General features: G+C 43.0%; 19 protein-coding genes and 1 riboswitch. Of the genes, 17 read left to right on the forward strand and 2 right to left on the reverse strand.

Going from position 1 to position 23792, the window contains the following annotated elements; all coding sequences use genetic code 11:
• Positions 1-50 precede the first annotated feature (50 nt).
• Positions 51-1442, reverse strand: a complete 1392-nt coding sequence (locus QOX44_RS15015) for an alanine/glycine:cation symporter family protein (protein WP_283684284.1) — start codon at positions 1440-1442, stop codon at positions 51-53.
• A 127-nt stretch (positions 1443-1569) separates the two neighbouring features.
• Positions 1570-1662: riboswitch (glycine riboswitch) on the reverse strand.
• 317 nt (positions 1663-1979) lie between these two features.
• Between QOX44_RS15015 and QOX44_RS15020 the strand changes: the two genes are divergently transcribed.
• From QOX44_RS15020 to QOX44_RS15040, 5 genes are all read left to right on the forward strand, one after another.
• Positions 1980-3143, forward strand: a complete 1164-nt coding sequence (locus QOX44_RS15020; RefSeq protein ID WP_283684285.1) for a sugar ABC transporter substrate-binding protein — start codon at positions 1980-1982, stop codon at positions 3141-3143.
• A 107-nt stretch (positions 3144-3250) separates the two neighbouring features.
• The gene (locus QOX44_RS15025; protein WP_283684286.1) at positions 3251-4252 is read left to right on the forward strand and encodes an ABC transporter permease; all 1002 of its coding nucleotides are present in this window, start codon (positions 3251-3253) and stop codon (positions 4250-4252) included.
• Positions 4249-5763, forward strand: coding sequence for a sugar ABC transporter ATP-binding protein (locus QOX44_RS15030; RefSeq protein WP_283684288.1), 1515 nt, complete (start codon positions 4249-4251; stop codon positions 5761-5763). Before QOX44_RS15025 ends, QOX44_RS15030 begins: the two co-directional genes overlap by 4 nt.
• A complete protein-coding gene (locus QOX44_RS15035; RefSeq protein WP_283684290.1) occupies positions 5763-6737 on the forward strand; it encodes an ABC transporter permease in 975 nt (324 codons plus the stop codon). Before QOX44_RS15030 ends, QOX44_RS15035 begins: the two co-directional genes overlap by 1 nt.
• A 16-nt stretch (positions 6738-6753) precedes the next feature.
• Positions 6754-8721, forward strand: a complete 1968-nt coding sequence (locus QOX44_RS15040) for an oxidoreductase (RefSeq protein ID WP_283684292.1) — start codon at positions 6754-6756, stop codon at positions 8719-8721.
• Positions 8722-8825: 104 nt separating this feature from the next.
• Here the strand turns inward: QOX44_RS15040 and QOX44_RS15045 are convergent, their stop codons facing one another.
• Positions 8826-10781 carry a BglG family transcription antiterminator gene (locus tag QOX44_RS15045; RefSeq protein WP_283684294.1) on the reverse strand — a complete coding sequence of 652 codons (1956 nt, stop codon included), beginning with the start codon at positions 10779-10781 and terminating at the stop codon, positions 8826-8828.
• A 149-nt stretch (positions 10782-10930) separates the two neighbouring features.
• On the opposite strand from QOX44_RS15045, the gene QOX44_RS15050 reads away from it, so the two are divergent.
• The 12 genes from QOX44_RS15050 to QOX44_RS15105 are packed head-to-tail and all read left to right on the forward strand — an operon-like array spanning position 10931 to position 23532.
• A complete protein-coding gene (locus QOX44_RS15050) occupies positions 10931-12076 on the forward strand; it encodes an iron-containing alcohol dehydrogenase family protein (RefSeq protein ID WP_283684295.1) in 1146 nt (381 codons plus the stop codon).
• A 14-nt stretch (positions 12077-12090) separates the two neighbouring features.
• A complete protein-coding gene (locus QOX44_RS15055; protein ID WP_283684296.1) occupies positions 12091-13326 on the forward strand; it encodes an MFS transporter in 1236 nt (411 codons plus the stop codon).
• The gene (locus QOX44_RS15060; protein ID WP_283684297.1) at positions 13256-14311 is read left to right on the forward strand and encodes an NAD(P)-dependent oxidoreductase; all 1056 of its coding nucleotides are present in this window, start codon (positions 13256-13258) and stop codon (positions 14309-14311) included. The genes QOX44_RS15055 and QOX44_RS15060 overlap by 71 nt, the downstream gene beginning before the upstream one ends.
• Positions 14312-14345: 34 nt before the next feature.
• Positions 14346-15005 carry a class II aldolase/adducin family protein gene (locus tag QOX44_RS15065; protein ID WP_283684298.1) on the forward strand — a complete coding sequence of 220 codons (660 nt, stop codon included), beginning with the start codon at positions 14346-14348 and terminating at the stop codon, positions 15003-15005.
• A 12-nt stretch (positions 15006-15017) separates the two neighbouring features.
• Entirely contained in the window at positions 15018-16607 is a 1590-nt protein-coding gene (locus QOX44_RS15070; RefSeq protein ID WP_283684300.1) for a xylulokinase, read from the forward strand.
• A 14-nt stretch (positions 16608-16621) separates the two neighbouring features.
• Complete coding sequence (locus QOX44_RS15075) at positions 16622-17800, forward strand: Gfo/Idh/MocA family protein (RefSeq protein ID WP_283684302.1); 1179 nt, start codon at positions 16622-16624, stop codon at positions 17798-17800.
• A 49-nt stretch (positions 17801-17849) separates the two neighbouring features.
• Positions 17850-18845 carry a sugar phosphate isomerase/epimerase family protein gene (locus QOX44_RS15080; RefSeq protein ID WP_283684304.1) on the forward strand — a complete coding sequence of 332 codons (996 nt, stop codon included), beginning with the start codon at positions 17850-17852 and terminating at the stop codon, positions 18843-18845.
• Positions 18845-19780: a sugar phosphate isomerase/epimerase family protein gene (locus QOX44_RS15085; RefSeq protein ID WP_283684306.1), complete on the forward strand. Its 936-nt coding sequence runs from the start codon at positions 18845-18847 to the stop codon at positions 19778-19780. The genes QOX44_RS15080 and QOX44_RS15085 overlap by 1 nt, the downstream gene beginning before the upstream one ends.
• 20 nt (positions 19781-19800) lie before the next feature.
• The gene (locus QOX44_RS15090) at positions 19801-20295 is read left to right on the forward strand and encodes a VOC family protein (protein WP_283684308.1); all 495 of its coding nucleotides are present in this window, start codon (positions 19801-19803) and stop codon (positions 20293-20295) included.
• Positions 20296-20348: 53 nt separating this feature from the next.
• The gene (locus tag QOX44_RS15095; RefSeq protein ID WP_283684309.1) at positions 20349-21314 is read left to right on the forward strand and encodes an aldo/keto reductase; all 966 of its coding nucleotides are present in this window, start codon (positions 20349-20351) and stop codon (positions 21312-21314) included.
• A gap of 19 nt (positions 21315-21333) precedes the next feature.
• Positions 21334-22323, forward strand: a complete 990-nt coding sequence (locus QOX44_RS15100) for a sugar phosphate isomerase/epimerase family protein (protein ID WP_283684311.1) — start codon at positions 21334-21336, stop codon at positions 22321-22323.
• A gap of 54 nt (positions 22324-22377) precedes the next feature.
• Positions 22378-23532 (forward strand): Gfo/Idh/MocA family protein, encoded by a 1155-nt coding sequence (locus QOX44_RS15105; RefSeq protein WP_283684313.1) that lies wholly within the window; start codon positions 22378-22380, stop codon positions 23530-23532.
• Positions 23533-23792 lie beyond the last annotated feature (260 nt).

Here is a 23792-nt window from a genome sequence, read left to right on the forward strand (position 1 = left end):
CTTATTGTACATCATATTTCCGGAGAGGACAATCCATAAAGCTTAGATTTTTACAGCTTCTTAGCCCTTCGCATGGCACTGGTGACCACTTTGGTGAGTGCAAAGAGTGCGAGCGCGTTCGGGATGACCATCAGGTTATTGAACATATCCGAGAGCTCCCAGACCAGATCATTGGATGCGAGCGTACCAAGAAAAATAAAGAGCAGGGCGATCACGGTGTAGACCTTTGTAGATTTTTCACCGAAGAGGTATGCCACGTTAATTTTTCCGAACAGGTTCCATCCAAGGATCGTGGAAAAGGCAAAGAAAAACAGAGTGATCGCAATAAAGATTGCGCCGGGCTGTTCTCCGAATACAGTGCCGAAGGCAGTCTGCGTGAGGTTTGTCTTATCGACAAGGGTGAGCGCATCTCCCGTATATCCGTTTGCGAGGATCCCATCGCTGGTATATAAGGTAGAAATCACAATGAGCGCATTCAATGTCAGAACGACAAAAGTATCAATAAAGACACCGATCATGGCGACACAGCCCTGCTCGTGCGGTGTTTTTACGTTGGCAAGGGCATGAGCATGAGGCGTAGAACCCATACCGGCCTCGTTGGAAAACAGGCCGCGCTTTGCTCCCTGCGTCAGTGCTGTTTTGAGTGCGGCTCCGAATGCACCGCCGATGATCGCCTGCGGCTGGAAGGCATATCGGAAGATCATGCCGAAGGTAGCCGGTACGTACTCTATTCTCAGGATCAAAAGAGCAAGACCGCCGAGAAGGAAGAGGCTGGCCATAATGGGGACGAGCTTTTCTGTGACAGAGGCAAGCCGTCTGATTCCGCCAAGAAAAATAAAACCGCAGATTATGACAAGGATGATACCAGTCACCCAGGAAGGAATACCGAACGCCGTCTGGCACGTAGAGCCGATGGAGTTGGACTGCACCATACATCCGAAAAATCCAAGCGCCAGAGTGATCGCAACAGCAAAGAAGCCTGCGAGAAATTTTCCGAAGGTTCCCTTAAATGCCGTAGTGATGTAGTAGACAGGACCTCCTTTGATCGAACCGTCGCTTTCCACAATGCGCGTTTCCTGAGCAAGTGTTGCCTCAGCGTAGATGGTAGCCATGCCAAAGAAGGCGATAACCCACATCCAGAAGATCGCGCCTGGTCCTCCCGTGAGAATCGCACCGGAAGCACCCACGATATTTCCGGTCCCGACCTGTGCGGCGATCGCAGTGGCAAGCGCCTGGAAGGAACTCATGCCGCTGTCATGCTTCTTCCCGCGCAAAGTAAGGTTACCAAATACACGGCGCATTCCCTCGCCAAAGCAGCGCACCTGGACAAAGTGCGTCTGGAAGGAATACCACAGTCCGACTGCAATGAGCAGAAAGAACAGAATGTAGTCGGATAAATAGCTGTTGATGGTTTGGACGATTGTTAAAAGTGTGTCTGACATGTTTCTCTCTCCTTCTATGTGTGGTGATACTGGGGAATAATAATAAAAAAAGCAGCCTGTATCCGGCTGCTCTGAAAAAACGTATGAGACGAAAAAGACGAAATGAAAAATCCTGAAATATCAGGAAGCTGTCTGCTCTGTCTCCTTTACCTGAGAGATTCAGTCCGTGAGGACCTTACACCTTCGGTACTCGCCTGCGAGTTTTTCCAGAGTATTCTCCGCCTCCAGTCTCCTGCGTGGTACAGGATTCAAGAGGTTTCCCAGAATTATGATAAAGAATAGCACAGGGAAGGAGGATTGTCAAATAGAAAAGGAGAAGGAATATTCGAAAAGGCAGAAGAAAATGGCAGATAAAAGAGAAGAGAGGAGCTGACGTATGAGAAAATTTCCACTTTAAAGAGGAAAAAGGATATTTGCGAAAAGAAAGACAGTCATTTATGATGACATTATCAAAATACATACAGATAGATCGGATAACAAAAAGACAAATACGCGTAAATGTCTGAATGTGCTCAAAAACAAAAGGGAGGTTTTACAATGAAAAAACAGGTAATGAAAGGTATGGCAGCTCTTCTTGGTGCAGCTATGATGATTCAGCCAGTCGGCGTCTGTGCAGAAGAGAGCGGAAGGCAGATCGGTATTAACAGTTGGGTAGCCGGAGTGTACGCTCTTGATATTCTGGCAAATAATGCGAAATATGTAGTAGAGATGAGCGGTGACGAAACACTGGTCTTTAATGACGAAGGAAACGTGGAAAAATTAACATCTAATGTGGAAAATATGATCTCTGCAAATGTCGATGGAGCTTTGTGGATGGGAATGTTTGAAAACATGTTTACAGTCGGACCGTCTCTCCTTGAAAGCGCATCGATCCCGTTTGCATTGTACGATAAGGTTCCGACCGATGAAAGCGTGCGGGATATGATCCGGCAGATGAATTATTTTGCAGGAGCTGTCACGAGCGATAACCGGATGGCAGGAGAAGAGATGGCGAAGGTTGCTCTGGATAAAGGCTGCACCAAAGCGCTGATCGCAGGAGCCGAGGTTGGAGATCCGAATACGGATGCGCGTGTGGAAGGCTTTACAGAAGCATTTGAAGCAGGCGGAGGAAAAATCCTTTCTGTGACAAGAGTAGCGACCGGAGAGGCGAACGGCGAGCAGCAGGCATGTGATAATATGCTGGCGGCTTTCCCGGAAGCAGACTGCTTTTACTGCACCGGTGAAGAATATACGCTGCAGGCGATCAATGTCGTAGCAAAAACTCCTTCAGATCATGAGATTCAGGTATTTGGAACAGACCTTAATCCAACTCTGCTTGAAAATCTGAAAGATGAATCCCTGGCCGCATGTGCCGGCGCCTCATGGGTAAATGGACTGTTTTCGGCAATACTTCTTGAAAATGCGATGGATGGGCACAAGCTGGTGGACGAAAACGGGCAGGCGCCATTTATTGAGAATGTAAAGCTTCTGAGTGTACCGGCTGAGTATGCCGATCTGTACCAGAGATTTTTCATTGATGAAAATCCGTATGAAGAGGAGGAGATCAAGAGTCTGCTTTATAAGTATAATCCGGATGTAACGTTAAAAGATGTGACAGATATGATTGACAAATACAGTTTTGAAGACAGGATGATAGCTAAGTATCAGGCAGGTAAGGTTACAGCAGAGGAACTGGCAGAAGTGGGGATTAATGTAGAGTAATGCAGATTACGAATACACTTTACAGTATGGAGATTGCTTCTTCTGTAAAGTGTATTTTTGATTTTTCATTCAAATTCATCTGATATTGGAGGAGAGAGCGTACTACTATGAAAAAAGAAAAGAAAGAGAAAGCAGGATTCCTTTCCGCAGATAAGGGATTCGGACATGCTTTTGAAAAACTGGTATTTCCTTTGGGACTTTGCATTATTTACATATTTTTTGATCTGCTGCTTGGCGGGGGCGTGCTTGTCCAGAAAAATGCATTTTTAACGCTGATTTCACACACAGTAATGCAGGCATATATCGCATGGGGACTGATTTTTATCTTTTCAGGAGGACCGGATTTTTCGATTGCGGGTGCGATGGTGCTGGCTGCAAATGTAGGAGCAGTAGCGGTTACAGACTGGAACCTGGGCTATTTCGGGCTGTTCTTTTTCTGCATCAGCGTGACCGTCGTATTGCAGCTGATTTCAACAGCTGTCCGTATTCATTTTAAGCTTCCTACCTGGGTGAGCGGACTTGCCATGCTGATGATTTATGAGGCGATCGGCGCGGTGTATACCTCTTCAAGGTCTGCAAGAGGACTTACGACTATTACACTGGGCGCCGACCAGTGCAGAGCATTGGGGCGGGGCGCGTGGCCGGCAATATTTCTGATCGCGGGCACGGTCATCATGCATTTTATTTTTTCGCATACAAAGATCGGACTTAATTACCGGGCAGCCTCTGTAAATGCAACAGTTGCAGGATATATGGGAATTAACAGCAAAAAAGCACAATTTTTAGCAGCTGTTATCGGTGCGGTGAGTGTGGGGATTGCAGCGGCTCTCACGATCAGTACAAATTCAAAATTGAATGCTTTTACAGGACTGGGGAGTATAAGTGTGATCGGAAAGGCACTGGCAACGTGGCTTTTGGCAGGGGCGATGGAGAAACGTCTCAGTAAGCCGGTCTGTATTTTACTGGGAGCGTTTTTTACAGCATTTTTATTTAATGTCATGACGCGCCTGAATGTTCCGTCAGGAACCTGGCAGGATGTAGCGAATGCAGGCTTCATTCTGGTGTTCGGCGCACTTTCCTTTGCCGGAACAAAGGAGGTTGTAAAATGATGGATGTTCGTACGGAAAATATATTGGAAATCGAGGGGCTGTGCAAATCATTTGGGGTTACAAAAGCGAATCAGGATATCCGACTGACAGTTCGCGCAGGAGAAGTGCATTCACTGGCCGGGGAAAACGGTTCGGGAAAATCAACGTTGATTGCGCAGATCGTGGGGATACAGCAGCCGGACTCTGGTACGATGCGGCTTGGAGGAGAAACGTATCATCCCTCCTCACCATTGGATGCACGGGCATCCGGGATTGGTTTTGTTGTACAGGAATTGGGACTGATTGACGATTTTGACGGAAGCATGAATATGTTTTTGGGGAATTTTGAGCAGTTCATGAAATTTGGGATTATTAATACGAGAAAAATGCGAAGGGCGGCAAAAGAAGAATTGAAAAAATGGAACTTCAGAGATGTTCCTCTCAATAAGAAGGCTTCCAATTTGTCGATTGAAAAACGAAAAATAATCGAGATCACAAAAGCCCTGGCCGTGAATCCCAGACTTTTTATCTTAGATGAGACAACCCAGTCTCTTTCTCATGATACAAAGCAGAGGTTATATGAGATTATTGAGGAAAAGAAGAAGCAGGGCTGTGCAATTTTAATGATTACCCATGACCTGGAGGAGATGTGCAGAATATCGGATCGTGTGACGGTCCTTCGCGACGGGAAATCAATCGGGACGCTTGAAAAAGAAGAGCTTACAGAGGAACGTGTCCGGAATCTGATGGTTGGACGTGTGGTAGAGGCAGATTATTATCGGACAGATGAGACCTGCATGTACGAGGAGTCGGATGTAGTATTACGGGCAGAGAGTATCTGTGGGGCATCGTATGAGGATGTTTCTTTTGAGCTTCATAAGGGGGAAATTTTAGGCTTCTGCGGATTGAGTGATGCAGGGATCCATGAGATCGGAAAAGCGGTTTTTGCACTGGAGCCGCCAAAACGCGGCAGTATCACAATGGTAAAGACTGGTGCAAAGATCCATAAGCCGCTCGATGCGACAAAGAACAAAATGGCGTATGTTCCAAAGGACAGGGACAGTGAAGCGCTTATGCTGGAGGCTCCGATCAGGGATAATGTATATATGCCCTCTGTTCAGGAGCTGCAGGGACCTGCAGGCTTTATCAGCCCGGCAAAATGTACCAGGCTGGCGGAAGAAGCCAGAGAAAAATTAAGTATTAAGTGTACCAGTGTGAACCAGACTGTCTCATCGCTGAGCGGCGGCAATAAACAGAAGGTAAATCTGGGCAGATGGCTGGTAAAGGATATCGATGTCCTGATTCTGGACTGTCCTACCAGAGGCGTTGATGTCGGCGTGAAAGCGTATATTTATCATTTAATGAAAGAAATGAAACAAAAAGGAATGTCGATGATCCTGATTTCCGATGAGCTGACAGAGGTTCTGGGTATGTCAGACCGCATTGCGATCATGAAAGAAGGAAAGCTTGTGTCATTCCAGAGACGCGATGAACATTTTACACAACAAAAAGTAGTGGAGGAAATGATTTGATGAAGAATAAAAGGTTTTCCTGGAGTAATGTACTTCCAGTTTGTACGCTACTTATTGTCTTAGTAGTATTTTCTATTATCAGCGGGGGACAGATCCTTGCCTTGGGAAATATTAAGACTGTTTTGGATCAGTCTCTGACCGTTATGATCGGGGGCATGGGAATGATCTTTGTTCTCAGCCATGGTGGGATTGATCTTGCAGTTGGCTCTACTGCCTGCGTAGCCGTTTATTTTGCAGCTAAGATTGCCATGCCGTATGGACCGATTCCGGTATTGCTTATATCCATGCTCTTTGGTACGTTAACCGGTCTGGTCATCGGGATTTTTACTGCGAAATTTAAGGTTCCTTCTTTTATGGTAACAGTGGCGATGCAGACCGGGCTTCGCGGGATCGCAAATTTCTTTTCGGCAACATCGGGAATTGTGGTGATGACGCCGGAATTTATGAAGCTGAATACACTGCGTGTAAAAATTTCATTTATGCTGGTACTCCTTGCAGTTATGACGTTCTTATTTGAATATACAAAGATAGGGAAGTATTCAAAGGCAATCGGTGAGAATGAGCTGTGCAGTAAAATTTCCGGTATCAATGTTGTTAAAATTAAATGTATTGACTTTATGATCAGCGGTGCATTGGCCGGAATTACCGGAGTTTTTATGATGTTCCGTACAGGCGGCGCCAATAATATGCTTGGAAAAGGCTTTGAAATGCGTGTGATCATGGCATTGCTTTTAGGAAGCGTTCCGGTAGTCGGTGGAATGGATTCTAAGATGTTTAAAGTGGTCATTGGCGCTCTGACCGTACTGGCTCTTGAAAATGGACTTTCTGTATCCGGTATTTCCGGAGGTCTGTACCAGCTGATTGAAGGAATCATGCTTGTAGCTGTTTGTGTAATCACAGGCACAGTAAAGAAAAAAGCTGTTTTATATGATGAAAAAGTTGCTCTTTTACTGAGGGCAGAGAATCAGAATTGAGAGGAGGATGGATTGGATGAAATCAAAATATCCGGGGAAGGAGCTATATCCACATTTGTTTACACCGATCAGGATTGGAAATTTGAAACTGAAAAACAGGATTGTAGCAGCTCCGACGAGTCCTAGCATGATCACAACGGAAGGGCACTTTACACCTGAGATGATTGCATATATGGAAGAGAAGGCCAAGGGTGGCAGCGCGCTCGTTACATATGGAGAAGCCATTGTTCACTCTGGTACAGGTAAGTCGCACAATAAGCAGCTTCAGCTAGATTCCTTTGGCGTACGCCAAGGATTAACTGAATGTGTCAGAAGGATACATAATGCAGGGGGGCTGGCCAATATTCAGCTTTCACATGGAGGGATGTATGGAGGTTTAGACTCTGTAGGCGGTGATATAAAAACATGTGAGGCGGCATATGGACCAAGCAATATGAGCATGCCGGCAGGGCAGGTGAAAGAGATGCCGCAGAAACTGATTTATGAGATCATAGACGCATATGCAGCATCAGCAAAATTGTGTAAAGAAGTAGGATACGATATGATCCAGATTCATGCAGCGCATGGATGGCTCTTTAATCAGTTCCTCTCACCACTGTTTAATCACAGGACGGATGAGTTTGGAGGTTCACTGGAAAATAGAGCTCGTTTTCTGGTGTTGACACTGGATGCAGTACGCAAAGCAGTTGGACCTTTGTTCCCGATTGAGATAAGAATGAACGGTGATGATTTTCAGGAAGGTGGTATGTCACTGACAGACTATATAGAAGTCGCAAAAATGATTAATGACAAGGTGGATATGTTTAATATCTCCTGTGGAAATCATGAAGATCCGGAAATGTTTTGCAGAACACATCCAAGCTCCTTTTTCAAGAGAGGAGTTAATGTATATCTGTCAGCAGAAATCCGAAAACATGTGACGAAGCCGGTGGCTTGTGTTGGCTCCTTAAATGATCCGAAACAAATGGAGGAAATTATTGCTTCAGGGCAGGCTGATCTGGTCGAGCTTGGTCGGGCACTGGTGGCTGATCCATATCTTCCTAATAAAGCACTTGCAGGACATGCGGAGGATATTTCCCCATGCCTGCGCTGCTATGAATGCTTTGGGGCAACGGGACAACTGGAAATGATCAAGTGTGCAGTAAATCCAACACAGGGAGAGCAGCTGCAGAATAAAGAATTTTTTCCAATGTCAGAAGAAAAAAGGACAGTTTTGGTTGTTGGCGGGGGACCTGCAGGTATGCAAGCAGCAGCTACGGCAGCTGCCTGTGGACATACGGTCACACTTGTTGAACAAAACAGTGAGTTGGGTGGAAACTTACATCCGGCAGGAGCTGCATATTTTAAAGAGGATATCCGCAGACTCTGTCAGGTGATGGTACAGCGAGTAGAAAAAAATGGAGTAAATGTTGTTTTGAACAAGCGGGTAACGCCAGAATACGTTCGAGAATGTGCGCCGGATGTTTTAATTGTGGCAATAGGGTCAGACGAACTAAAACCTCCAATTAAAGGTATTGACAGAGATAATGTGATCATGGCGATAGATGCGGAGCTGCATCCGGAGAAGCTGGGGAATAAAGTAGTGATCATGGGAGGTGGACTCGTTGGCGCAGAGGCAGCGTGTTCTTTCGCGAAAGAAGGACATGAGGTAGTCATTGTAGAAATGAAGGATGATGTAGCAATGGAAGTCAACTCTTTTTATCGGGGTGGTCTAATGCCGCAGGTCAAAAAGAGTGCAGAATTATACGTGAAAACGAAGGTAAAAGAAATTGTTTCAGAAGGAGTAATCGTTGAAAATTCAAAGGGAGAATTTTTGATTTCGGCAGATACAATAGTATGTGCGTTGGGATTCAGATCTCCGTGGAAGGAAGTGGATGCTCTTTGCTCAGAAGCAGAAGAGTATCGTATCATCGGTGACTGCCAGAAGGTGGGGCAGATTTATCAGGCGATTAATTCTGGCTATTATGCAGCAAAAAGAATATAAAAAGGCAGAAGGCGGCTATTGAAAAGTGTGCATTCCGGTGGATTTTCGGTATGTTTTTCAACAGCTGCTTTTGCCTGTTTCAAAAAGAAGCTTTTTTAAACAGATCAATCTGTCTGTGGTGATTCAATCGGAAAAAAATAGTCTAACAGTTCTTCTCTTGTTTTCAAATTTTTCAGGATTTCGGTGTTATACAATGTCTTGTATAAAAAGATTTTCAGGTGAAACAGAAGATTTATATCTTCTTTACGGAAAACAGCTAAAACAATGGTTCTTATTTTGTGCTCATTCCACAGGATCCGGTGCTTGAGCGTCATGATGGATAACTTTGTTTCTAAGGCGGGGATCAGTGTGTAAAGAAAGGTGATTCCCGGTTCAATACTGAAGGTAAAAGTTGCTTCTCTGCTAAGAATATCTAGCAGATGTACATCGGAGGTGATGCCTTCTTTTATTAAATCAGAAACAAGAGTTTCAATAACAGGAAAGCGCTCTGTAAAGGTTTCTTGCTCATGCCAGTATGCATGCTCGAAGAGCTGCTTGATGGAGCAGGAGGGCATAGGACAGATAGAGTGCATAACGATAAGCTGGATCGGAAGATCTAAATCATAAAAATTTGCAGAAGGACGATCATCCACCAATATGATTTTCTGCATTGGCGCATTTGCAAATTTTTTCTGTATGGTAGTTAAAATCAAGTCGGTATTTGAAAAGTCATAAGTGGTTTTACTGTGGACAGGAAGCAAGGCTGTAATATCAATATAATTTTGAAAGCGGGACAACAGCTTACGTTTCAATGCCCAGGTGGTGGTTAGTTTTTCGTGACAGCATAGTACAGCTTTTAGCTTTTTTTCCGGGTGTAGTGTCAAATGATAAGATAAGGCGCCGGAAAACAGAAATGCGAGATTTACAAGTTCAGTCTCTGTAAGGCGTCTTCCCATATATTCTGGAGCAAATTCTTGAAAAATATATGCAAATTCACATTCGCCCAATAGAGATGTTTTAAAATCATGCAGATTCTGCTGGCAGGTAAAAATAGAATGTCCTGTCTGAAGATCTCGCAAATAAAGCAATAGGGTCCAGTAAAAATCTTCGTCCTGTGAAAAATCGATCTGAAACAGAGCGTTGATCTTGTTTAAATAGGAATTCGCGGTATCAATCGTAATGGGACCAAAAAAGAAAGGAATGTTTTCTTTCTTTGCGGGCGCATGATTTTGTATGCTCATACTCGAAATAAACAGATAAACAGTGTCCCGTTCTGACTTTGGAAAGGTGCAGTGGTACTGTGTCTCCAGAAGGCTGAATAGTGCTTTACATATCAGATAGGCAGCTGTATCTGTCATAGGAAAGGCATCAGTTTCAGGGAGTGTATGACCAGACTGGATCCGATGATACATAATGGCAAGTGACAGCTCTAAAGCAACAAGCGTAGGGTCTTCCATGTAAATATTATACTTACAGAGAAGATCAGGGAGTTTTGCTGCGACAAAGGCTATGAAGTCCCAGTTAAGAAAACGAAACTTATAAAGAGCGTTTCCTCTGTTTGTGTAATCCCAGTTTTCGTGCGCCAGACTTAAAAGAATCTGGCGGATTTTCTTTTCATTTTTCTCAAAAGAGATCTCATTTTTCGACAGCATGATCTGAATATATGGAGTGTTCATCGAAAATCGTTTTTTAATTATCTGGAGATCATACATTAGGGTCGTGTGACTGATAAAGATCTCATCTTCAAGGTCAAATAGATTCAAAGGTTCATCAGATAGGCACAGCTGTTGTGTCAGATAGTGAATGCGGTCTTCCTTTGTAAAAAAGGCGGTGTCAATCCGATTAAGCTCTTTAATTTTTTCAGGATCTTTCGCCTGGAAGAGATACCCCTTGCTGTGGGTAGAAAGGATAGCTGCATTGTGCTGTGCAAGTATGTAATTTATTTCAGTAATATCGCTGCGGATCGTTCTGGCTGAAACGTGCAGTAAATCAGCCAGCTCCTTTCCAGTCATATAGGAATCCTGTTTTTGCAGTGTATGAAGCAGTTTGCGCTGTCGGAGAGAAAGCTGTAAGGTGTCCATATTAAATCAGAATCTCCTTTCACCATTTTGTATAACAGGAGTATAGCAAATTTTGTTTCCGCTTTAAAGAGGAAAAAGCTGATTTGAGAAGGAAAAACAAGGGAGTTATTATGAAAGTACAAAGACCGCGATAAGAAGGAGAAAGAAAGATGAGTTTTAATTTTTTTGTAAAGAGCAATATTACATTCGGAAATGGATCGTTGAACGATCTTTCTGATTTAATTAAGCGTCATGAGCTCAGGCGGGTTATGGTGGTCTGTGACAGTGGTGTAAAGGCTGCCGGAATCTTAGAGCAGGTGCTGCAGCAGACAAAAAAAGCAGAGGTGTACACGGTTGTCTTTGACGAGGTGATTCCAAACCCTACAAATGAGATCATAGAGACAGCGTATCGTATTGCCAGGAAAGAAGAAATAGGAGGTTTTATTGCAGTTGGAGGAGGAAGCAGTATTGATACAGCAAAGGCAGTCAATATTTTGATGACAAATCCGGGTACAATCCGTGATTATGCAGGAATCGGAAAAGTAAAAAAGGAGTGTTTACCACTGATTGCGATTCCTACTACCGCTGGGACATCAAGCGAGATCACGAATGTCAGTGCGTTGATTGATACAGAAAAAATTATCAAATATGTCATTATTGATAATAAGATTGTGGCTTCTGATGTGATTGCAGATCCCAAATTGACCATAACTGTTCCGGCTAGCGTAACTGCAGCGACAGGAATGGATGCGATCACACATGCAGTCGAAAGCTTTATTTCGAATCAGTCGAATCCTCTGACAGAATATCATTCACTCAAAGGTCTTCAGATTCTGTATCAGAATATTGTAAAGGCAGTAGAAGATGGGGCGGATCTGGAAGCGCGGGAACAGATGATGCTGGGATGTATTGTGACAGGTTTTGGATTCTCAAATGCAAACCTTGGTCTGGTGCATGGAATTGCCCACACACTCAGCGCGCATTTCGGTCTGGCGCATGGGATGGCTAATGCCGCAGTCCTGCCCTATGTACTGGAGTATAATGCACCTGAGTGTTCACAGAAGATGGCAGAGATGGCGAGAATGCTGGGGTTAACACTTTGTGGAAATATAGAAGAGGATCAGTATGTTCTTGCAGGAGAAATGAAAACATTGATCAAACGTCTTGGAATCCGTACGTTGTCTGAACAGAAGATTTCAAGAGAGGATTTTGAAATGCTTGCAGACGATGTATTGAGGGAGCCAGTCCTGAGTTTTAATATCCGACAGAACATTACGAAGGAAGATATTCTTGCAATCCTTGAAAAGGCATTTTAACAGGAGGAACATCAGTGACAAAGAGAAAAAAACACAAGATCGTTGTCGTCATCATCTGCGCGTCGTTTTTGCAGGGATTGCAGTTTGTGCTGTCACCGGTGCTTGGGCAGATTGCAGAGCATTTTTCTGATATTGATATGAGTCTGATACAAATGGTGATTACTGTTCCTGCGATTGTTTCCGTCTTTGTAGCCCTGCTTTCTGGATGGCTGGCGCTAAAAATCAGCAAAAAGAAATTACTTTTATTCGCTGCATTTCTTGCGGGAACAGCAGGACTTATGCCGACAGTGGCTGATAGCTTCTGGATGTTGTTTTTCTCACGAATGGTATACGGTATTTCTCTGGGACTGGCGACCACATTAAATACCGCAATTGTGGCAGATTTTTTTGATGGAGATGCAAGAACTTCCATGATGGGAATACAGGCTGCCAGTATTGGAACCGGTATGGTATGTATTACGACATTGTCCGGATGGATCGGGAAAAATAATTTTGAAAATTCGTATTGGATAAATATACTCGGGTTTGTAGCATTTGCATTGATTTTGTGCTGTCTTCCGGAAAAAAGACCTGTGAATACAGAAAAAAAAGAAGAAATTCGTTTGTGTAAAGATGTTTCTATTGCTTCTGGATTTGCGTTTTTGGAATTCTTTTTTCTGATTACATTTTCTACAAATATTGCGTTGCACCTAGGCGGAACGTTGACAGGGGACAGTACAATTGCCGGAAATCTCATTGGTATTTTCTCAGGGATACAGATTGTGGCTGGTCTGCTGCTTGGACGGGTTACAAGATATTTCGGAAAGTATACGATGCCTGCGGCAATGATGAGCTTTAGTATTGGAGCAGTTTTACTGATTGTGTTTCCGGGAAATTTGCCGCTGCTCGTTATCAGCGCTTTGTTTTGCGGTTTTTCTCAAGGAATATTTATTCCTACGGGAATGGTTACAGTTTCTAATGCAGTAGCGCCTGCGGCAGTCACGATGGCATCCGCTGTATTTACCAGTGCGATGAGCATGGGGCAGTTCTTTTCCCCTATCGTGTTGAACATGCTGTCGAACAAGATATTCGGAGATGTAACAACAGGAAATGTATATAAATTAGCTGCGGCTGGTATGACTGCTTCAGCAGTTTTATCAGTATGGTGGAAGAAAAAGGATCATGGAAAGGAGAATAGTTATGAAAAAAAAGCTTGCATTATGCACACCGCTCCCGAAAGAAATGGTGGAACAGATAAAAGAATACTGTGATATATCCATATGTGGAGAGTTGAAGCATGGAAAAGGAAATGTTTCAGAATACATGACAAGAAATGAGTGTAAAAATCATGAATTAGTAGTTCTTGGAGATGAGTATGCGGGTACGGAAACGATTCAGCTGTGGGCAGATACAGGAATGAAATTCATTGGCGTGGCAAAGGGAACACCGTCAACAGTAGACTGCAATGCAATTGCTGAAGCAGGGATTCAGTTGTCTTATACACCGGGACGTAACCGGGTCGCAGTAGCAGAATATACAATAGGATTGATGATTGCTGTGGCAAGAAATATTACATTAAGTTGTACCGGGCTTTCGAGGGGTGAGCATGTCGGGGCACCTATGGACGATATATATGATGTCCCAGATATAAAAAATGTTACGTTTGGTCCATTGGACGCAAAGCATCCATTTATGGATTATGGAATAGGCTTTGAGCTGTACGGTAAAAAACTTGGAATTGCCGGATACGGGGCCATAGGAAGAGAGGTTGCAACAAGAGCTCTGGCACTGGGCATGGATGTATCGGCGTATGATCCTTATATTTCAGAAGACCGGATAAGGATAGATGGAGTAAAACCGGCATCCCTGGATGATATGCTGCGGGAATCAGATATTGTGAGTATCCATCTGCCTGTGCTTCCCTCTACTAAAGGGATGGTCAATAGAGAGTGGTTCCAGAAAATGAAGCCGACCGCATATTTAATCAATACTGCCAGGGCAGCTGTGATTGACCAAAAAGACTTTGTGGAAGCACTTCTGGACAAACGGATTGCCGGGGCTGCGCTTGATGTTTACTGGAAAGAACCTGTGCCAGCAAATCATCCTGTTTTGAAAATGAGAAATGTAATTTGTACGCCTCATATGGCTGGACTGACTACAGATGTAGATTCTTGGTCTGGAGTAATGATGGGAGAAGAAATCCTTGCGTACCTGAAAAACGAGCCGAGAAAGTATATTTGGAAAATCCGGTCGTAAAAGAAAATACTAATAACTAATATAGGAGCAGATTATGAAATATGAAAAAATTCGAACAACAGTACTGCAGGCAATTCAGGAGGCAGTAGAAAAAGGATTAATTAACGGAACATCAGGCAATATTGCGATGCGTGATGAAGAGGATCCGCGGGTTATAGCAATCACTCCAAGCGGTATTTCTTATGCAGGGATGACACCGGAAGACATTGCTGTTGTAAAAATGCAGGAGGACGGAACGAATCTTTGGATTGAAGGAAATTATAAATACTCTTCAGAGCTGCCGATGCATGCCGCAGTGATGCGCCAGAGAACAGACGTCAACGCTACAGTACATACGCACAGCATGTATGCTACGATCTGTGCGATGGGAGAAACACCGGAGCTTCTTCCGATTACTCCTCCGCAGTGTGAATTTACTCCGGTTGGAATTGTGGATTTTACGATGCCGGGATCAGATCAGGTGGCAGAAAAGGTCGTAAAAGCCTTAAATAAAAAAGGCAGGGTATGTTTGATTAAAAATCACGGAATGTTTTCATGCGGTAAGAACATGAAGGCAGCGATGCATGCGACAATTTATACGGAGGAGATGGCGCAGACGACAGTCATTGCTAGGATGCTGGGAACGTATGAGCCAATGCCTGAGGAGGCAATAAAAGCGATGAAGGCTCTGATAGAGGCGGATCAAGCAGTCTGAAAGGAGAAGGACTTGTACGGGATTGCAGAGAATTATGTTATAGGAATGGATTGCGGTACAACAAATATAAAAGCAATCCTTCTGTCTGATGACGGGACTGTAGTTGCAGAAGAAAGTCGCCGAAACAAAACGATCAATAGGGGCGGTGGAGCTTTGGAACAGGATTCCGAAGAATGGTGGGCAAATGCAGTCAGTATTTTTCGGGGACTGACAGAAAAAGCCGGAGAAGAACGATGTAGGAAAATTCGTGGGATTGCCATCAGCTCTCATACCGTGACAATGCTTCCATTGGACGGAAACCGGAGACCTCTCAGAAATGCACTGACCTGCCAAGATGGTCGATCTGCAAAGGAAATGCACCGGATTGTCCGTACAATGGGACTGGAACATTTTGTATCAACAGTGGGAGGGCAGCCAGCGGTTGCATTTCTTCCAAATAAAATCGAATGGTTTCGGCGACATGAGCCGGAGCTGTTCGCTAGAACGCGGTATTACATACAGGCGAGCTCGTATATTAATATGAAATTAACGGGCGTGATGGTTACAGATATAGACCAGGCAACCAGAACACAGTGCTGGGATATCAATACTATGGACTGGTCACATGAAATCGGAAATATAATCGGAGTGGATTTTCATGAAGCTATGCCCCCGGTAAAAGAAGTGGATGATATCATCGGAACAGTGACTGGAGAAGCAGCAAAAATAACAGGCCTTCCTGTGGAAATTGCTGTGACAGCAGGAAGCAGCGATGCGCTTGCGTCCATGTATGCTATGGGAATGAACCGGCTCGGTGATGCAGGAGAGTCCTGTGGTACAACATCTCTTGTCTTTGCTGGAAGTGCATCAAAAAGTCCATCGGATATTCCGGTTGTAACTAGACCATGCAGAATAGAAGGGATGCCTTGGATATTTGATGCTCCAATTCAATCATCGGGTTCTTCGATACAATGGTTTATTGATCATATGGCGGGAGAAGAACAGATGGTAGCGAAACAGCATGGTGTAGATATTCATTCCTATCTAAATGGTCAGGCACTAAAAGCAGCTCCAGGAGCAGCGGGGGTATTCTTCTATCCGTATCTTATGGGGGAGAGGGCACCGATTTGGAATGAATATGCAAGAGGCATGTTTTTGGGATTGGGGATGGATACGACACGCAATGATCTGATACGAAGCATATATGAAGGAACAGCATATGCCCTGCGTAGCGTAATAGAAACGATAAAGGCATCTGGTGCAGAAATTGACTCACTGCGTATATGCGGAGGCGGGGCAAGGAGCAGGACCTGGTGTCAGATTAAGTCTTCTATGTTAAGAATACCGGTTTTGCTGCTTGATGAGAGATCTGGCGACGTTCCATTAGGAGATGCGTTGCTTGTAGGACATAAAACAGGAGTGTTTCCTGACCTGGTTCAGGCATCTGAAAGAATTATACGAGTAAAAGAGACGATTTGGCCAATAGAAGAATGGGCACAGATCTATGATCGGTTATTCCCAGTTTACACGGAGATGTATCATAATCTGGAAGACAGTATGAAAATACACTGGGAGGCGATACAGGATATTTATTCAGATAAAATAAAAAAGAATGGAGAGTGACAAGGAAGATGAAAATGAATAAAGAGAAGGTTGGGATCGGAGTTATAGGATGTGGGACAATTGCTTCTGTTTATTTAAAAAATATCATGCAACATTACAATAATCTAGAACTGTTAGCTGTGTCAGATATTTATATAGAAAAGGCACAGGAGATGGCTCAAAAATACGGCGTGCCTAAAGCGTGTTCAACAGAGGAACTGCTGGCAATGGATGAAGTAGAGATTGTGTTAAATCTGACAACACCGGGTGTGCACTATCTCATTAATAAGAAAATTTTAAATGCTGGAAAACATGTGTATTGTGAGAAACCACTTACCCTATCATTAGAGAATGGAAAACAATTAGTTAATCTTGCAAAACAGAAAAAATTACTTTGTGTTTCAGCACCGGATACGTTCCTGGGAAGTGGTGGTCAGACAGTGAGAAAATTACTAGATAATGGGGTGATTGGAATGCCCATAGGCTTTACTGCTAACATGTGCTGCCCAGGACATGAGTTATGGCATCCGGCTCCGGGATTTTATTATAAAGAAGGTGCGGGACCAATGTTTGATATGGGACCGTATTACATGACCATGTTGGTTTCACTTTTAGGACCAGTAAAAAAAGTTTCTGCGTATACTTCGTCAGGCCGTCCAATTCGGGAGATACAGGGAACTTTAGTGAGAAGTGAGGTTCCGACAACGTACACAGGAATTATGGAAATGGCATGTGGGGCGGTTGGAACAGTAACAATGAGTTTTGATATTTGGAACGCAAATTTACCATGCTTAGAGATCTATGGGACAGAAGGAACGGTAGAGGTTCCGGATCCCAATAACTTTAGCGGAGTTATACATGTATTTAATGGAAATGAGTTGAAAAGTATAGTTGAAGAAACAGAGGGGGATCATTCGGCAAAATTGATGACAATGATTGAAAAACAAACAGTATGTAGAAAAGAGTACCCTCTTGAGTATCCTGCTGATAACGATTTGCAGTGCAATATGCGAGGGTTAGGTGTTTCGGAAATGGCACAGGCTTTGCTAACGCAGCGAAAGGCTCGTTTGTCTTCTGAATTATCTTTGCATGTGGTGGAGATACTTAACGCATTTGAAATATCAGCAAGAAGTGGAGAAGTATATGAAATGACAACAGGTTGCGAAAGGCCAGATCCTTTAGAAGAAGGTTTGGCACTTTGGGAGATATCCTGAAATTTAAACAATGGATGTTATTCTTAAAAATGAAAGGAAGATGATAAAGATGAAGGCTGTAGCAAGTTTTGGCATTGTAAATGCAGATACAAGTGGTCCAGGCGCTTTTTTGAGAGCTGCAAAGTGGTATTGGGACGAGCTTACGGATATGTTTGCAGCAGCAGGATTTAATTCTGTCATGATCCCTATGGTTCCTAATACAGAAAATGTGTCCAGAAATGGGGCTCCAATCTGTACGGCTTCGATTTGTACACGTTTCGGTTCACCGGAAGGATATCTGGAGTATTTAAATGAAAAAGGAATTAAAAATGTAGAGGTGATAGGCGTTTCTGCACAAAGTCTATTCAACAGTCTTTTTGAGACAGGGATATCTATCGAAAAATTTTATGATGTTTTCTATGATTATGCGGCAGATAATATTGAGGCGCTGCTTCAGTTCCAAGGCAGCACGCTGTTGGTTTCTCCGACTCCTGGGATTGGCTTTTTAAAACAGGTGTTTCAGAATGATGAAGTCAGAATGCGGCGCTTTTTTGAAGAGGCTGCAGTGAGTATGAACAAAATTGGACAGAAATGTAAAGCCAGTCAGATCAATTTGGCGATACGCAATGAGTATTGGACGCAAATGCGAGGTGAGCATATAGAAGCATTTATGGAACTGGTAGATCCAGAACTTGTATCCTATGCACCCGATCCGGCTCATCTGAAAATTGCCCATGCCGACTATGAGCATTTATTTAGAAAATATGCAGGAAAAGCAAAAGTAGTATGTTTTACCGATACGAAATTTGAAGATGAGACAGATGCCTATCAAACGATTTCACCGGAGTTTCCTCAGGATGGAAGACAGCAGAGAGTATACTATGATCTCGGATATGGAAATGTAGATTTTGCATTGCTCTACAGCATTTTAAAAGAAGCAGATTTTGACGGACCTGTTGTTTTGGAATCGAAATATTCCTTAGATATTCCGAAAGGAATTCTTCGATTAAGGACGTTCTGGAACAGGTTAGAAAAGCAGTATTTAAAAAATAGGGAGGTGAAGTAATGGTGGACAGAAATATTCAATACACCTATATGACTAACCTTTGGGGAAATATTAATTATAAGCAGTTGAATAATTTTGATGAATGGTATATGGGAGATTTTGGTTCGGCTTATTACTATCAGGATTGGGACAAGATTCTCAGATATTTTGCAGGAGCCGGTTTTAAGGGGATTGAGCTGATGGTATTTTCCGTTCCGAGCATAGTAAATGCATTCGGTTCAATGAAAAATTTTAAGGAGTTCGCTGAGAAAAGGGGTATTGAGCGGATTACAGGAATGTTTTCTCATCATGTGGGTTCACAGGATAAGAGAAATCATCCGGCGATTTTTGCCTATGAGCAACAAGCGATTGATGCTCTGGCAGAATGTGGAGGAATCAATTTAATTGTTCAACCGGCAGGACAGTATTATGGTACAGGTCCTTTGGATGAAGAAGGGTTAAAAAATGTGGCAGAATGCATGAATACAGTAGGGCGTATGTGTGCGGAAAAGGGGCTGGAAGTTTCAATTCACAATGAATTCTGGTGTGCTGTAAATAAGTATGATCATGAGAAGTTTCTGGAGATGACAGACCCAGACTATGTCTATTACTGTCTCGATACCGCACAGGTGGCAATTATGGGAAAAGATATTTTGAACTTCTATGATACGTATCATGACCGTGTAAAATACTTTCACATTAAAGACACCACTTATATTAATGCGCCGGATGAAAAACGATTTGGTGCAGGTGCTGAATTTGATGAGAAAGGCGCAAGATGGTTCTGGGAACCAGGCGGAGGACTACTGGACTTTAAGAAACTGTGGAAGCTTCTGAAGAAGCATGAGCATAAGGGGTGGATCGGTATTGAGTCAGACGGAACCCCGGATCCATTGTCTACGATTTTGCTTACAAAAAATTATATTGATACTGTATTAGACCCAATTTATAAATAAAATGAAAGGATGGAAATGATATGATGAACACACAGTTTGCAAAATTTTTACAGATTGGAATTATTGTGGAGAATGTAGAGGAGACGATTAAACATTATGAGGAGTATGGAATCGGTCCGTGGAGAGTCAATGAAATGGATTCCAGTGTATTTCCGGATTTTACAATGAATGGAAAAAAAGAACGCCTTCAGTCGATTATGGCATTTTGTGATTGCTGGGGATTTGAATTGGAACTGATTCAGCCGATCAGTGACAGCCCGTACAAAACGTGGCTTAAGGAGCATGGACCAGGTATGCACCATATCGCTCTGATAACGAGAGATGAGTTCGGAAAAGTTCTGGAGGAGCATAAAGAAAAGACTGGTCGGGCCCCGTGGCTTTGGTGCAAGGATCCGGTGATCGGAATGGAATTTGCTTATCTGGATTTACATAAAGAGCTAGGCATGTTTCTGGAAGTGTATAATGAAGATAAAAAGGGTGGGTTAGATGCCAACTTTAAATTAGCGGAAGAATAAAAGCCGGATTATGACTGCACACAACAGTAAAATGGGAAAGGATGCAAAATAGTATGGAATACGTAAAGTTTCAGGGGATTGAAAAGAAAATTAGCAAATTTTTTATGGGAACATTCGGAATGTTTCCTGATAATAAGGAAAAACATTTTCAGACATTGGATGCAGCATACGATCTTGGAATCACAGCAATTGATACTGCGCGCGCATACGATTCAGAACCGACGGTAGGTGAATGGATTGAGACAAGAGGCGTCCGTGATAAGATTGTGCTTTTGTCGAAGGGGGCGCACCCCAGTGATTATCGGGAACGAGTTACGCCGTATGATATTGATTCTGACCTGGCAGAAACGCTGGCAGAGCTTCAGACAGATTATCTGGATATTTATCTTTTACACAGGGATAATACAGAGCTTCCGGTGGGACCAATTGTGGAAAAGCTCAATGAGCATCAGGCTGCAGGAAGAATAAAAATTTTCGGAGGATCAAACTGGACACATACGCGACTGGAAGAGGCAAATGAATATGCATATGCTCATAATTTGATGCCGATGACAGTGTCATCACCGAATTTCAGTCTGGCAGAGCAGGTAAAAAATCCATTTGCACCGGGCTGTGTAACGATAGCGGGAAATAAAAATACAGAAGCACAGGAATGGTATACAAAGAATCAAATGCCTGTTCTTGCCTATTCATCCCTCGCCCGAGGGTTGTTTTCTGGAAGAATTACAAGAGAATTGCTGAAAAATGACCCGGAGCAGATTGATATGTTCTGTCGTATTGGATATTGTTACGAAGAAAACTTTGTCCGCCTTGACCGGTGTAAGGAAATTGCAGATGAGAAGGGATGTTCTGTGCCACAGGTAGCCATGGCATATGTATTAGACAGTCCACTGAATGCATTTCCAATTATCGGTGCAGCCAACAGGGCAGAGATAGAGTCCTCACTTGGAGCATTAGATGTAAAACTGACACCGCAGGAAGTTCTTTATCTGGAATTGAAATCCGACACAAGAAAGTAAATAGAGCAGGGGGATAAAAATGGCGAGATTACTTACACTTATGACCTGCCAGTGGGCAGACCTCGATATGGAAACCATGTGCCGAAAGGCAAAAGAGATGGGCTATGATGGACTTGAGTTGGCGTGCTGGGGAAAGCACCTGGATCCAAAGCGTGCGGCAGAGGATGATTCTTATATAGCAGAAATAAAAGCTCTTTTAGAAAAATATAATCTAAAGTGCGAAGCATTGGCAACACATATTATCGGACAGTGTGTTGGGGATTATGATGATCCGAGACTGAATAATTTTGCTCCGGCAGAGTTGGCAGACAAGAAGGATGAAATCCGTGCATGGGCTATAGAGACAATGAAATACTCTGCAATTGCGGCTAGAAAATTGGGATGCTATGTCGTAACAGGTTTTACAGGATCCCCAATCTGGAAATACCTGTATTCATTTCCACAGACAACGGAAGAAATGATAGAGCATGGATATCAGGAGATTTACGATTTGTGGACACCGATTTTAGATATTTTTGCAGAAAATGGAGTGCAGTTTGCATTAGAGGTTCATCCTGGAGAAATCGCATTTGATTATTATTCTACAAAAAGGTTGTTAAAGAAATTTGAAGACCGCCCAGAGTTTGGACTTAATTTTGATCCAAGTCATTTAATCTGGCAGGGAATCCAGCCACATCTGTTCCTACAGGATTTTGCCGAGAAGATTTATCATGTGCATATGAAAGATGCTGCTGTTACTCTGGATGGAAGAAGTGGTCTTTTAGGTTCGCATATAGATTTTGGTGATCTTCGCAGAGGCTGGAATTTCCGCTCTTTAGGTCATGGTGATGTTAAGTTTGAAGAAATTGTTCGTGTATTAAATGCAATTGGATATGAAGGGCCGCTGTCTGTAGAATGGGAGGATAGCGGTATGGACAGGGAATACGGTGCGAAGGAAGCTGCAGAGTTTGTGCGAAAGATTGATTTTAGAGCATCAGACGTTAAATTTGACAGTGCAATTGCTAATTAGTGGGTGATTTATAAAAAGTTGCAGTATTGTCAAAAGGTAAAAGGAGAGACAGAGATGAGAGAAAGAAGGAAACTGCGCTATGGAATGGTTGGAGGCAGTCTTGGCGCATTTATCGGAGCTGTTCACCGCCATGCAATTGCATTAGAAGAAGCGGGAGAGCTGGTTGCAGGGTGTTTCAGCAGCGATATGAATAAAAATAGAAAAACTGCCGATTTTTATGAGCTGGATGAAGAAAGAGTTTATGCGGATTATAAAGAGATGGCCAGAAAAGAAGCTCTGCGGGAGGACAAGATAGATTTTGTATGTATCACAACGCCAAACGCGACACATTATGAAATTGCAAAAGCTTTTTTGGAGGCAGGGATTCATGTAGCATGTGAGAAACCGTTGTGTTTTACAACAGAACAGGCAGAAGAGCTGGAGCGGCTGACAAAAGAAAAAGATCTGTTTTTTGCCGTGACATACACGTACACAGGGTACAATATGGTAAAGCTCGCAAAAGAACTAATCGAGAAGGGAGAAATCGGATCAGTCGTAAATATAAATGCAGAGTATCTTCAGGATTGGTTGATTGATGAAATAGGAGCAGGCAATCAGACGACAACAAAAATGTCTGTGTGGCGTACGGATCCTGAAAAGTCAGGAATATCCAACTGTGTGGGAGATATCGGAACACATATTGAAGATACCGTAGGTTATATTACCGGTATGCATCCAAAGCAGGTTGCAGCAGTTCTGGATAATTATGGTATGGATTTGGATCTGAATGCCAATATTCTAGTAGAATATGAGAATGGGGTACATGGAGTATATAGCTGCTCACAGGTGTGTGCAGGACACTCAAATGGTCTTGTTATCCGAATTTTTGGATCGGAGGGAGCAATTGAATGGGTACAGGAAGAACCTGACTATTTGAGAGTGACTAAGAAAGGCGAGCCTGTTCAGATATATCATCGTGGAACAGGGTATATTTCTGGAAGAGCTGCACAGCTAAATCATATTCCATCCGGGCATCCAGAGGGATTGACATATGCATTTGCAAACATTTATCATGCTTTTATGAATGCTATCTTAAAACGTGCCAATGGAGAAGAGGTGTCGGCAGTGGATCTTGATTTTCCAGGGGTTCATGATGGCGTAATGGGTGTACGTTTTATTGAGGCAGTCGTTAAAAGTAGTCAGAATGGAGCTGCTTGGACAAATTTATAAAGATTTCGCACTCAATGGATAAGCAAAAAATGAATCTTCCATAAAATGTAGAGATTTTAAACGTTTTATGGAAGATTTTCAATGTCAGCAGATAATTTTATATATAATCTGATTTTATTTATGAAACACTGCAAATCTTAGAGTATAATTATCATTGGCAAAAATAAAGGGAAGAGATCGAAACCTCTTCCCAATCATACAGATTTATCTTATTGTTTAATTGCTGAGAAAAAACATAAGGAGTCTGTATGATGAGTTCA

Source organism: Parablautia sp. Marseille-Q6255 (assembly GCF_951230155.1).
Lineage (GTDB): Bacteria > Bacillota > Clostridia > Lachnospirales > Lachnospiraceae > Choladousia.

Excerpts from the sequence above, each read along its gene's own strand:
- QOX44_RS15075 (WP_283684302.1), top strand. The coding sequence starts at position 16,622 with ATGAATAAAGAGAAGGTTGGGATCGGAGTTATAGGATGTGGGACAATT.
- QOX44_RS15065 (WP_283684298.1), top strand. The coding sequence starts at position 14,346 with ATGAAATATGAAAAAATTCGAACAACAGTACTGCAGGCAATTCAGGAG.
- QOX44_RS15035 (WP_283684290.1), top strand. The coding sequence starts at position 5,763 with ATGAAGAATAAAAGGTTTTCCTGGAGTAATGTACTTCCAGTTTGTACG.
- QOX44_RS15105 (WP_283684313.1), top strand. The coding sequence starts at position 22,378 with ATGAGAGAAAGAAGGAAACTGCGCTATGGAATGGTTGGAGGCAGTCTT.
- QOX44_RS15040 (WP_283684292.1), top strand. The coding sequence starts at position 6,754 with ATGAAATCAAAATATCCGGGGAAGGAGCTATATCCACATTTGTTTACA.
- QOX44_RS15060 (WP_283684297.1), top strand. The coding sequence starts at position 13,256 with ATGAAAAAAAAGCTTGCATTATGCACACCGCTCCCGAAAGAAATGGTG.
- QOX44_RS15090 (WP_283684308.1), top strand. The coding sequence starts at position 19,801 with ATGATGAACACACAGTTTGCAAAATTTTTACAGATTGGAATTATTGTG.
- QOX44_RS15095 (WP_283684309.1), top strand. The coding sequence starts at position 20,349 with ATGGAATACGTAAAGTTTCAGGGGATTGAAAAGAAAATTAGCAAATTT.
- QOX44_RS15030 (WP_283684288.1), top strand. The coding sequence starts at position 4,249 with ATGATGGATGTTCGTACGGAAAATATATTGGAAATCGAGGGGCTGTGC.
- QOX44_RS15045 (WP_283684294.1), bottom strand. The coding sequence starts at position 10,781 with ATGGACACCTTACAGCTTTCTCTCCGACAGCGCAAACTGCTTCATACA.
- QOX44_RS15050 (WP_283684295.1), top strand. The coding sequence starts at position 10,931 with ATGAGTTTTAATTTTTTTGTAAAGAGCAATATTACATTCGGAAATGGA.
- QOX44_RS15015 (WP_283684284.1), bottom strand. The coding sequence starts at position 1,442 with ATGTCAGACACACTTTTAACAATCGTCCAAACCATCAACAGCTATTTA.
- QOX44_RS15020 (WP_283684285.1), top strand. The coding sequence starts at position 1,980 with ATGAAAAAACAGGTAATGAAAGGTATGGCAGCTCTTCTTGGTGCAGCT.
- QOX44_RS15080 (WP_283684304.1), top strand. The coding sequence starts at position 17,850 with ATGAAGGCTGTAGCAAGTTTTGGCATTGTAAATGCAGATACAAGTGGT.
- QOX44_RS15025 (WP_283684286.1), top strand. The coding sequence starts at position 3,251 with ATGAAAAAAGAAAAGAAAGAGAAAGCAGGATTCCTTTCCGCAGATAAG.
- QOX44_RS15085 (WP_283684306.1), top strand. The coding sequence starts at position 18,845 with ATGGTGGACAGAAATATTCAATACACCTATATGACTAACCTTTGGGGA.
- QOX44_RS15100 (WP_283684311.1), top strand. The coding sequence starts at position 21,334 with ATGGCGAGATTACTTACACTTATGACCTGCCAGTGGGCAGACCTCGAT.